This is a genomic window from Erwinia sp. BNK-24-b, from assembly GCF_047456155.1.
Taxonomy (GTDB): Bacteria; Pseudomonadota; Gammaproteobacteria; order Enterobacterales; family Enterobacteriaceae; genus Erwinia; species Erwinia phyllosphaerae.
Genome location: NZ_CP179901.1, coordinates 4,267,296 through 4,279,654, shown reverse-complemented (window position 1 = coordinate 4,279,654; position 12,359 = coordinate 4,267,296). Strand labels below are relative to the sequence as shown.

4 protein-coding genes are annotated in these 12,359 nt (G+C 55.0%); 3 read left to right on the top strand and 1 reads right to left on the bottom strand.

Features of this window, described 5'->3' with window-relative positions:
- Window positions 1-106: 106 nt before the first annotated feature.
- Window positions 107-2,059, bottom strand: a complete 1,953-nt coding sequence (acs, locus tag ACMGGR_RS19730; RefSeq protein WP_414147676.1) for an acetate--CoA ligase — start codon at window positions 2,057-2,059, stop codon at window positions 107-109.
- 522 nt (window positions 2,060-2,581) lie between these two features.
- On the opposite strand from acs, the gene gltP reads away from it, so the two are divergent.
- The 3 genes from gltP (at window position 2,582) to ACMGGR_RS19715 (ending at window position 12,181) form a co-directional block, all read left to right on the top strand.
- Window positions 2,582-3,886, top strand: a complete 1,305-nt coding sequence (gene gltP, locus ACMGGR_RS19725) for a glutamate/aspartate:proton symporter GltP (RefSeq protein ID WP_246761319.1) — start codon at window positions 2,582-2,584, stop codon at window positions 3,884-3,886.
- 512 nt (window positions 3,887-4,398) lie between these two features.
- Window positions 4,399-10,347 (top strand): autotransporter outer membrane beta-barrel domain-containing protein, encoded by a 5,949-nt coding sequence (locus ACMGGR_RS19720; protein ID WP_414147675.1) that lies wholly within the window; start codon window positions 4,399-4,401, stop codon window positions 10,345-10,347.
- Window positions 10,348-10,636: 289 nt separating this feature from the next.
- Window positions 10,637-12,181 carry a methyl-accepting chemotaxis protein gene (locus ACMGGR_RS19715; RefSeq protein ID WP_414147674.1) on the top strand — a complete coding sequence of 515 codons (1,545 nt, stop codon included), beginning with the start codon at window positions 10,637-10,639 and terminating at the stop codon, window positions 12,179-12,181.
- Window positions 12,182-12,359: the final 178 nt, after the last annotated feature.

Below are 12,359 nucleotides of genomic sequence, written 5' to 3'. Positions count from 1 at the left end.
CGCCAGTAATGCCTCATCATCGGAAAACGAGTTGAAAGGGATAAATAAAGGGCAGCGTTATTTTTTTAATCCGCTGCCCGTTTGCTGCTGTTATTTCCTGCTGCCGTCAGGGCATGGCAATTCCCTGCTTCTCCTCCAGAAGTTTTTCCACTACGCCCGGATCGGCGAGGGTAGAGGTATCGCCTAAATTGCTGGTATCTCCGGCGGCAATTTTGCGCAGAATACGGCGCATGATTTTGCCGGAGCGGGTTTTTGGCAACGAATCCGTCCAGTGCAAAATATCCGGTGTGGCAATCGGGCCAATCTCTTTACGTACCCAGGCGCGTACCTCGCTATAAAGCTCCGGCGACGGTTCTTCGCCACTGTTCAGCGTGATATAGGCATAAATAGCCTGACCTTTAATATTGTGTGGAATGCCAACCACCGCCGCTTCGGCAATTTTGGGATGTGAAACCAGCGCGGATTCGATTTCCGCCGTTCCCAGACGGTGCCCTGAAACGTTCAGCACATCATCTACGCGGCCGGTGATCCAGTAATAGCCATCCTCATCGCGCCGCGCGCCGTCACCGCTGAAATACATATTGCGGAAGGTAGAAAAGTAGGTCTGTTCAAAGCGGTCGTGATCGCCAAACAGCGTGCGCGCCTGGCCTGGCCAGGAATCGACAATCACCAGGTTGCCTTCGCATGCGCCTTCCAGCGCGTTACCTTCGTTATCGACCAGCGCGGGCTGGACGCCAAAAAAAGGTTTCGTGGCCGAACCGGCTTTCAGCTCGGTGGCGCCAGGCAGCGGCGTAATCATAAAACCGCCCGTTTCCGTCTGCCACCAGGTATCCACAATCGGGCAGCGGCCGTTGCCGATTTTCTGGTGATACCACTCCCACGCTTCCGGATTGATTGGCTCACCGACCGAACCCAGAATACGCAGCGTCGAGCGGTCGGTGCCGCTAATTGCTTTGTCGCCTTCGGCCATCAGCGCACGAATGGCGGTTGGCGCGGTATAGAGCAGCGTCACCTTGTGCTTATCAACCACTTCCGCCATACGGCTTGGTTTTGGCCAGTTGGGCACGCCTTCAAACATCAGCGTGGTCGCGCCCAGCGCCAGCGGGCCATACAGCAGATAGCTGTGGCCGGTAATCCAGCCGACGTCGGCGGTGCACCAGTAAACGTCGTCGTTGTGATAGTCAAAAACGTATTTAAAGGTTGTCGCGGCATAAACCAGGTAGCCGCCGGGGGTATGCAGCACGCCTTTCGGCTTGCCGGTGGAACCAGAGGTATAGAGGATAAACAGCGGATCTTCCGCACCAATCTCTTCCGGCTGGTGGTGGGCGCTGGCTTTGTTAACCAGCTCGTGCCACCAGAGATCGCGGCTGTTCCAGCTGATATCCGCGCTGGTACGGCGGAACACCACTACGTTGGTAATGGTGGTAACGCCTGGATTAGCCAGCGCCTCGTCGACGTTTTTCTTTAGTGGAATAGTACGTCCGGCGCGCACGCCCTCGTCGGCGGTCACCACCAGCTTAGCGGCGGAGTCGATAATGCGGCCCGCCACGGCCTCTGGCGAAAAGCCGCCAAAAATTACCGAGTGCACCGCGCCGATGCGTGCGCAGGCCAGCATGGCGACCGCGGCTTCCGGCACCATCGGCATATAAATAGCTACTACGTCGCCTTTGTTGATGCCCAGCTCTTTTAGCGCATTGGCAAAGCGGCAGACTTCGCGGTGCAGTTCCCGAAAGGTCAGGGTTTTGCTTTCGCTGGCGTCATCGCCTTCCCAGATAATGGCCGGATGGTCGCCACGGTTGTGCAAATGGCGATCCAGACAGTTGGCCGCCAGGTTCAGGGTGCCGTCCTCATACCAGCGAACGTTAACGTTGCCCGGTGCGAACGAGGTATTTTTTACGCGGGTATAGGGTTTAATCCAGTCGAGGATTTTGCCCTGTTCGCCCCAGAATGCATCAGGGTCCTGCACGGATTGCTGGTACATCGACTGGTACTGTTGGGCAGTAATCAGCGTATTTTCCGCAATATTTGCGGGAACGGGATGTCGGTGTTGTTGGCTCATGGCTACTCTCCTTGAAGTTGTTAATAATATGTCAATCAAAGGTTGGATGGAGCGAGCCGCCGGGCTTTGTTCGCTTTTTGCGCCACGGATCACAAGGGAGGGCGGAAACGGTGAAAAAGTTAGCGCGTTATGATGAAATTTTCCGCCGTTCTGGCCGGGCTGGCTTGCACTTAAGCTAAATTTTATGGCTAAAAAAAGTACAACCGAACCGGGAAGGACTGGCGATAACTTTTCTGACGGCTGCATAGCTATGCGCGATATCAGCCAAATATTACTAATTATAACAACGGCTTAATAATACGCTGAAATTCCAGAGCTTTATCCTGCACAGTGATGATAGTTTAGCCATATATCACTTAGGGTTGCATTTATACCCGTGAAAATGGTACTGATTACGCGCCTGCAAATCAGGTATCAACTATCCATTATCCGCGAATTCGCCGACATCGGCCTGCTTCCCTTGAGAGTGAGTACTCCGCATTAAAGACGCGGAGAGCGGGTTTTGTTAAGGAAAAAACTATTATGAAAGCTGCAAAATTCAGCCTTGCCTGGCAAATATTGACGGCGTTGGTACTGGGGATCATCGTTGGCGCGATACTGCATAATCAACCGTCAGATCGTGAATGGTTAATCGCTAATATTCTTAGTCCTGCTGGCGATATCTTTATTCACCTGATCAAGATGATTGTTGTGCCTATCGTGATTTCCACGCTTATTGTCGGGATCGCCGGCGTGGGCGATGCGAAAAAACTGGGGCGGATTGGCGTCAAAACCATCCTCTATTTTGAAGTGATAACCACCATTGCCATTGTGGTAGGGATTACCCTGGCGAATGTGTTTCAACCTGGCTACGGCATTGATATGTCGACGCTGGCAACGGTGGACATCTCTAAGTATGAAGCCACCACGGCGCAGGTGCAGGGCGGCGCGCATAGCCTGGTCACCACGCTCCTTTCGCTGATCCCGCAGAATATTTTTGCGGCGATAGCCAAAGGCGACATGCTGCCGATTATCTTCTTCTCGGTTCTGTTTGGTCTGGGGCTGTCATCACTGCCTAAAGAGCAGCGTGAGCCGCTGTTGAACGTGTTCCGTTCCACTTCGGAAACCATGTTTAAAGTTACCAACATGATCATGCGCTATGCGCCGATTGGGGTGTTTGCTTTGATCTCGGTGACCATTGCTAACTTTGGTTTTGCCTCGCTGTGGCCGCTGGCCAAGCTGGTGATCCTGGTTTACGTCGCCATTCTGTTCTTTGCCTTTGTGGTGCTGGGTTCGGTGGCGCGTATCTGCAAGCTGCGCATCACCACGCTGATGCGCATTCTGAAAGATGAGCTGATTCTTTCTTACTCCACTTCCAGCTCTGAAACGGTGCTGCCGAAGATCATGGAAAAGATGGAGGCTTACGGCGCGCCGAAGTCGATTACCAGCTTTGTGGTGCCGACCGGCTACTCGTTTAACCTGGATGGTTCCACGCTTTATCAGAGTATCGCCGCGATCTTTATCGCGCAGCTGTACGGTATCGACCTCTCTATCGGTCAGGAAATCGTACTGGTACTGACGCTGATGGTAACCTCTAAAGGGATTGCCGGCGTACCGGGCGTTTCTTTCGTGGTGCTGCTGGCTACGCTGGGTAGCGTGGGTATTCCGCTGGAAGGCCTGGCGTTTATCGCTGGCGTTGACCGCATTATGGATATGGCTCGTACCGCGCTCAACGTGGTAGGTAACGCGCTGGCGGTGCTGGTGATTGCCAAGTGGGAAAACCAGTTTGATGCCGAGCAGGCGGTGGCCTATGAAGCGAAGTTTAAGCGCCTGGGCGCGGCTTCCTGATTAATGACCCGCTTTAAGAAATGGCCTGCGGGCCATTTTTTTTTGGCTCAGCAAATACCCGCCGTGCTGCTGGATTATTTAACATGGCGCTGTTCTTTTTTATGCATACACAATTACCTGTTTTAAATTGTTAATAAACCGGCTGGCGTATTATTTTTAAAATTGCTATAAATTTTTTGTAGTCGGTAATCCTTTTCTCTCACGCTATTTCCCCCCTTTTTTTCTCTGCCTTTTATCGCGACTGAATCAGGCGGTAATTATCCTGTTAATAAAGAGAATAGCCAGTATTTAACGGGCCAGCCATAAATATAAAGGCTAACGGTATTATTCTTAAATTACTGCGTTTGCGGATAATGGCCGCAACTTTGTATGGATCTTTCCTGTCTGCGGTGATGTTATTGGCATTAACATTTCTTAATCTTTCGCCACGCTGCGTAATGTTCTTACATCAGGACATTAATTACGGCGAGATATTTTACGGTTTTTTTTCTTCTTCTCTGGAGGAAATATCCTTGTTCAAATTACATCCCCTTGTCATAAGCCTTATTGCGGCGCAGGGAGTGGTTATCCCTGTTTCTGACACCCTGGCGGCGACGCTTAAACCGTTTTCGCCTTACGTTAACGATAATAAAGTCGGCGTCTTTTGCGTATGCAACGGATCGACGCAAACGCTTAGCGGTATCCAGCAGTTTGCCCCTGGCCTGAGCAGCGCGCAGAGCTTTACGCTGCGAGAGCTGCAAAGCATGGTCAGCAACCCGGACCTGTCGCTGGCAACCAGGCCAGGACTCGATCCCGGCATGCCGGATTACGTCGTTGAAATTCCGGACTGGGAGAACGGCGGCTATAAGGAGTTCTACGCTTACAATTCTGCCGGTATGGTGGAAACCCCGCCGATTGGGCTGGATACCGAAGTGCCAAACTATGTTGACGTCAAAGGCGGGCAATATATCAATACCCGCGTAGCGCAGGTCAGCAAAGGCACTATCAACGTTGATATCGGCAAGGCGGGCGCGGCAAGCACGGCAGAGACCAACGCCTGGAGCATGGCGGCCAAACAGAGCCGGCTGTTCACTGCCACCGGCAGCGGCACGATGAACTGGAACGCCAGCAACCGCATCAGCTTTACCGCGCAGCTTCCGCCTTACGGCGGGCCTTATCTAACCTTGCCGGTTGATAATGTCGCCTACTACAAAGGGAAGTTCAGCGTTACTACTACCGATCACGTCACCACCAATTTCAATATCACCAGCTTCGAAGGCTTTAAAAGTTACAATAACTGGCTCATCAAACAGCTAAGCCTGAGCAGGCTCGATCCGGACAGCTATACCACTGAACTGGATAAAGCGGTGACCATTACCAGCGGGCAGCTTGTTTATGGCATTGTTGCGCAGGATTTGGATGACGAGGCCGCCCAGCCGATCGGGGAACTGGTGGTGATTAGCGCCGACGGCAAAAACGCTACCGCGCGGATTAACGGCAAGCTGGAAGTGGCGAACGCCAGCAGCGCGATGCTGGCCGAAAACGGCGCCAGGGCTATCGTTAATGGCAAACTCTCCAGCACCAGCCAAAGCACGACAGACGGTGACGCGCTCGATCTGCTGAGCGGCAGTACAGGCTATAACAACGGCGTGATTAACGGCGGTTTTTTCAATAATGCCAACGGCACCGGCGTGGATACCTCAACCATCGGCTACAACAGTTTCAGCAACGCGGTCAGGTTAACGGGGCGTGACAGCATTTTTTATAATATGGGCGTGCTCAATGCCGCAGGCAACGGCAGCGCGCTGGGGATATTTGAGGGCCGTGTCACCAACCACGGCAACATTAACGTTGGCGTGGCGGATTACAGTTCAACGCAGGGCGTTTTTGTTAACGGCGAAGGCGCCAGCTTCACCAATGCCGCTGACGGCACGCTCTATCTTGGGCGCACGCCGCAAAACAGCGTAAAGGGTAAAACAAGCGATACCCACCTGAACGGTTCCAAAGGGATTTATATTATTGGGGACGGCACCGCCATCAATAATGGCCATATCGTACTCGGTTCGCTGACCCAGGGCAGCACCGCGATGGAAGTGATCAACGGCCCGAACGCGCGCGTGCAAAACAAAGGCGTTATTGATGTTAACGGCTATACAGGCACCAGCGCGGACGAAAATATCGCCATGCTGGTAACCGATTCCGGCAGCGGTGGGCAGGTCGGTAATTCGGGAACCATCAATCTGAACGGTGACAACGGCACCGGCCTGAAAGTAGTGGCCTCCAGCGGCAACAGCGCCAGCGCCTGGTCGGACGGTACCATTAACGTCAACGGCAATGCCAGCCCGGAAAGCGACAACTGGAATACGGCGGTTTGGGTACAAGGCGAAGACGGTGGAAACGCTTACGCGCATGTTAGCGGGACAATTAATCTTAACGGCACTGGCGCGGTGGGCGTTCGCGCCGAAGGGAATGCAACTGTCGATCTCGACAAGCAGATAGAGCTGCATAACGCTGGCTACCAGATTGGCTATCTGGTTAGCGGGGCCAACGCGAAAATTAACGATCTGAATTACGGTACCTACAGAACATACGATAAAGCCAGCTACGCGACGATTTTTCGCTTTGAAAACGGCGCTGATTTTGAGGGCGGCAGTGATCTTTATATTGAGCCGCAGACCGCGTTCTCTACCGGCATTGCCGCCAGCGGTAGCGGTACGGTGGTCAATACCAACGGTACAACGTTTAATATCGGTGAGAACGCCACCGGCCTTAGCATTACCAACGGGGCTCATGCCTCTTTAAATAACGGCACGTCGAGCGGGCAGCCTAAGGCAACTACTCTTCATCTAAGCGGGAGTAATGCCACAGGCGCGGTAGTGGATGGTGAGGGATCAACGCTAACCAGCAGCGCCAACATCACCGATGAATTCACCAGCGTCGGCCTGACTGGCGAAACCGGGCTGAGGGCGATAAACAAGGCAAGCCTGACCAATACGGGAAGAATTAATCTGTACGGTCAGGCCACAGGCATTCGCGCCGAGAGCGGGGCAACGGTAAACAACAGCGGCCAGATTTCTATCTGGGACGGCAGCACCGGGCTGTACGCCAGAGGCGACTATTCTGAAGGCGATGGCGCGACGCCAACCGTTATCACCAATACGGGAGCGATAGATCTTTCCATTATTAATAAGCCTTCCTACGGCGTGGTAGCCGACGGGCCGCTGGCCCAGGTTTATCAGAATGGCCACATTTATCTGGAAGACACGGAGGCCGTAGGCGGTAAAGCGATAAATGGCGGGAAGATCTTTGTGGGCGACAGCAGCAGCATTAATTTTAGTTATAAAAATGACGGGATGACAGGGTACTGGGCAGACGGCGCTTTTTCTAACATCACCAGCAACGGCGGGCAGACCACTATTGATATGAGTGCGTCAACGTTATACCGCCTGACCAACGGTGCCTGGTTTGAGTCCATGACGCCAGCGGATATTACCTTGTCCGCTCCTCACAGCGTCGGTCTTGATGCTTCTGATAACTCTTATATTGGCGAAACGGATGTCTTTAATATCAGTAACGGCGCAACCGCTATCAAGCTGCGCAGCGGGTCAAGCGCAACGATTACTAATCCTGTTATGCTGAGTTCCGGCAGCGGTTCCACGGCGGTTTCTGCCGATGGTGAATACACGTCGGTCTATAACATTTCTACGATCTCGGGCGGAGGCACCCAGTCTACCGCTTACGATCTCAGCAACGGCGCAAGCGCATCGCTGGCCTTTGGTTCCGCCGTCGATCTGACCGGCAGTGGCAGCACCGCCTTTCGCGTGACCAACGGCGGCACTATCTTCAACGCTGGCAATGTCAACGTGGCCTCCGGTATCGGCATGGACGTGACTGACGGCACCGTGCAGTACTTCCCGACGAGCGCAACGCTTGTCGCGGGCGGCACCGCAGCCATTCGCGTAGGCGATAACGGCAACGTTTTAGTCTCTGGCGATGGCGTCTTCCAAAACCAGATTACCGGGCAAAACGGCGCGGATGCTATTCGGGTCGATAAAGGGGCCGCGGGGCTCTATGTCGATGGCACGACCCTGACGGCGGAAGGCGGTGGCAGCGCGGTTAATAACCTGGGTGAAATCAGCAATATTACCCTGGCTAACATCTATATCTACGCCAGGGGCGCAGGCAGCAGCGGTATCCGCTCCGCCACCTCGCTCAATCCACAAAGTTCTCCGGTAATTGAACCTTCAGACGGCGCGACGGGCTACACCTTCGCTAATGCCGATGGCTCTACCACCAGCAACGATCTGGTCTCGGGCGGCACCATTCTGGTCGGCAGCGGCGGTACGGGGATCCGGGCGAATACGACCGGTACAGTCACTTCCAACGGCAATATCTATGTGACCACCGAAACCGGCGGCTCGGCGATAGTGACCAGCACCGCCAGCGAAGTCATTAACCGGGGAGATATCTTCTCCTGGAGTACCGAAGCGCCGGTCATCGATCTGCGCGGCGGCACCACGCTATTTATCAACGAAGGCACGCTCAACGCGCAGTATCCGGATACGGTACTGGTTGCTGGCGGCACCTCCGGCAACAGGATCCTGCTGCTGGATGGCTCGGTAGTGGGTAACGTCACCACCGGCGATGGTAGCGACGTGGTGGCGTTAACCGGCGGCACCATTGACGGCAGCGTGACCATGGGCAGCGGCGTGGACAATAAGGCCTATGTGGAAAACGTCAGCCTGGCCAACGTCAGCCACATCACCACGGATGGCGGCGAAGGCAGTACGCTGAACTTCAGTAACATCTCGGCCAGCGGTGCCTCGCTGGCCAGCGATGATGCAAGCCGCGGCGTCAACCTGGGCGCGGGCTGGAGCACCATCAACTTCTATGACACCGACTGGACGCTGACCAATAACCTGAAGCTGGCACACAGCACCATCAATATCGACGCCACCTCAACGCTGTATGCCGGTAACAACGTTAACCCGGTGCTGGCGGGCAGGACGGACGATTCGCTGGTGGTTAACAACGCCGGTACGCTGGACCTGACCAACGGGGCAGGATCGCCGGGCAACACGCTCACCATCGACGGCACGCTGAACTCGCTGTACGGCACGCTGAAGCTGGCCAGCGCGCTGAACGGCGGCGGAGCGTTAAGCAGCCAGAGCAGCGACACCTTACGCGTAACGGGCGACGCTAACGGCGTTACGCTGATAGACGTCACGCCAGCGGTGGGCAGCACCGGGGCAATAAGCGACGTTAACCAGAACGGCATGACCGAAGCGAACGAAGGTACCTCGCTGGCGCAGGTAGCGGGCAGCGCCAGCGCCAGCAGCTTTGCGCTAAAAGGTGGCTATCTGGCGGCCGGCCCGTGGCGCTATGACCTTTACAGTTTTGCGCCAGGCAGCAGCGACGCCAGCCAGCGGCTGGTCGACGGTAGCGGCAATCAGTTCTGGGACTATCGTCTGGCTAACGGCTTTGTCAGCCACGGCGATTCTGCACGCGCGGCCGTTATGCCGCAGGTTCCTTCCTACGTCTCCGCCCCGGTTGGCCTGGCTTATTACTCGGCGGCAACGCTTAACGATTTGCATAACCGTCTTGGCGAACTGCGTCAGGGCCAACAGCAGGGCGATATCGGCGGCGAGATGTTCCTGCGCTATACCGGTTCTAACATGCGCTACAGCACCAGCCAGAGCTTTAAGGACTTTGGCTATAACTTTGATATGGATTACAGCGCGCTACAGGTTGGCGGCAACGTCCTGCGTCTGGATGGCGAAAGCAGCAGCCTGCGCGGCGGCGTAGCCTATACGCGCGGCAATAGCCGGATCCGTCCGGATGCGGCAGATGGTTACAGCAGTACGACCTTTGACAGCGACACGCTGGCGCTCTATTCCACCTGGCTTCAGGAGAGCGGCTTCTACCTGGACGGCACGCTTTCTTACAGCTGGCATCGCGGCGAAACGGATATCGCTCGTCAGCAAAAAGTGGCGAAGATCAAAGGCAAGGGCTGGAGCGCCTCGCTGGAGAGCGGCTATCCGTTTGAACTGGGTAGCGGCGTTCGTCTGGAGCCGCAGGCCCAGCTAACTTACCTGCATTTGGGGATGGATAACTTCAGCGATAAAGATAACCTGGCGGTGAGCTACGACGACTACAACCAGACCATTGGCCGCGTCGGCGCGAAGCTGGATCGCCGCTGGAGCGATGACAGCGGACGTCAGTACACGCCTTACCTGCGCACCAACTACTACAAAGGCTGGGGCGGCAAAGCCAAAACCACCGTTGGCGCGAAAAACGTTGATGGGCTTGAAAGTACCTTCAGCAGCGGGGAGTTCGGCCAGATGTGGGAAGTGGGCGTTGGCGGCACCACGACCTTCCGTAACAATGTTTCGCTCTATGCAGAAGCTGACTACCGCAAAGAGATTAACGGCAACGGCGCTAAAGGCTGGGGCTACAACGCGGGCGTAAGGTGGACGTTCTGAGTTAACACGGCGGGCAAGCATTTGCTGGCCCGCTTTTTTATCCGTCTGCATGGCGGGGAAACTAAAATTTTCCTGCATAATAATAGCTTACCCTTTCTAAGGTCTTCCTGGCCTGGAAAATCAAGACTTTTCTTTATAGTCAATGCGTTGACGCACCTCTCACTTTTTACCGTTTGGACAAAAATTGGCTTAAAAAGCTAAAGTTCGTGCCTGCCGCGCCGAAAATATAAAAAAAGATAATTCATTTACTCAAAGCCCAATCCTGGTCATCGCTTCAAGGATTTACCCAATGCGCACGAACCAACCCGTAACACAGCAGGAATTTGTGTTTGACGATCATGCCACGCTCATGTCGACCACCGACACCAGCAGCCATATCACCTACGCAAACGATGCTTTTATTAAAGTCAGCGGCTTTACGCCGGAAGAGATTAATGGTCAGCCTCATAACCTGGTGCGCCATCCGGATATGCCGCCAGAAGCCTTTGCCGATATGTGGACAACGCTCAGGCAGGGCGAACCGTGGAGCGCGCTGGTAAAAAACCGGCGTAAAAACGGCGATCACTACTGGGTGCGCGCTAACGCCATTCCCGTCGTGCGGCAGGGTCAGGTGCAGGGCTATATGTCCGTGCGTACTAAACCTGCGGCGCAGGAAGTTAAACAAACCGAAAAGCTTTATAAAGAATTCAACGAAGGTAAACGTACAGGCTGGCGTTTTCACAAAGGGCTGCTGGTGCGTACCGGCATGCTGCGCTGGGCGTCGATATTTAAAACCATGCCGCTGCGCTGGCGTATCCGTTCCACGCTGATGGCGCTGTGGCCTTTGGCCGTTGGTGGCGTCTGGGCGCTGGGGCTGCCTGATTCGTCGCTGGCGATATTCAGCGCGCTGCTGGCCGTGCTACTGCTGCTGGCGTCTGGCTGGCTGGAACAGCAGATTTCCCGTCCCCTGGAGCGGTTGTGCAAACAGGCGCTGAGCGTGGCGACAGGGGCCTGCCATCAGGTTGATCAAATGGATCGCGTAGATGAAATTGGCACCACGCTGCGGGCCGTCGGCCAGCTGGGCCTGATGTTCCGCTGGCTGGTGGATGACGTCAGCGGCCAGGCGATTAACGTGCTGAGCGCCAGCGATTCTATCGCCCAGGGTAACAACGAGCTTAGCCGCCGCACCGAGCAGGCTGCGGCTAACGTGCAGCAAACCGCGGCCACCATGAACGAAATGACCGCCACGGTAAAAAGCAATACCGAGACGGCGCAGCAGGTGAACACGCTGTCTGCCAGCACGCGCGATGCGGCGACTAAAGGCGGCATCGTCATGAAGGATATGGTCAGCATGATGGCGGAGATCGCCGACAGCTCGAAGAAGATCGCTAACATTACCAGCGTGATCGACGGGATCGCTTTCCAGACCAATATTCTGGCGTTAAACGCCGCCGTAGAAGCTGCACGTGCCGGAGAGCAGGGCAAAGGCTTTGCCGTGGTAGCGGGCGAAGTACGTAGCCTGGCCCAGCGCAGCGCAAAAGCCGCCAGCGAAATCAAAACGCTGGTTGAAAACAGCGCGCTGAAGGTAGAGTCGGGCAGCGAACATGTGAATGACGCGGGTAAAACGATGGAGAACATCGTTTCTCAGGTGCAGAACGTCACCTCGCTGATTGCGCAGATTAGCGCGGCCACTTCCGAACAGGCGACGGCGCTAAGCGAAGTCAGCCTGGCGGTAGAGGATCTGGATAACATCACGCACCAGAATGCCGAAAAGGTAGAAGAAGGCGCGCAGGCGTCCGATCGTATGACCTGGCAGGCGACGCGTCTGGTCGAAGCGATTAGCGTGTTTCGCTAACAGTACGGCGGGTTATGGTTGGTCACTCTGTGCCTTCTGCCATAACCCGCGCTTTTGATCGCCCTTTCAGATAAAAATTTCCTGTCCTGTCATTAGCATATAGTCGTTAAAGATCGTTCCTTTGCCCTTACTTCTGTGCTATACCTTTTCAGGTATGGGGCGTGTATGAATACCAGGA

Coding starts and splice junctions, on each gene's coding strand:
- acs (WP_414147676.1), bottom strand. CDS start 2,059: ATGAGCCAACAACACCGACATCCCGTTCCCGCAAATATTGCGGAAAAT.
- gltP (WP_246761319.1), top strand. CDS start 2,582: ATGAAAGCTGCAAAATTCAGCCTTGCCTGGCAAATATTGACGGCGTTG.
- ACMGGR_RS19715 (WP_414147674.1), top strand. CDS start 10,637: ATGCGCACGAACCAACCCGTAACACAGCAGGAATTTGTGTTTGACGAT.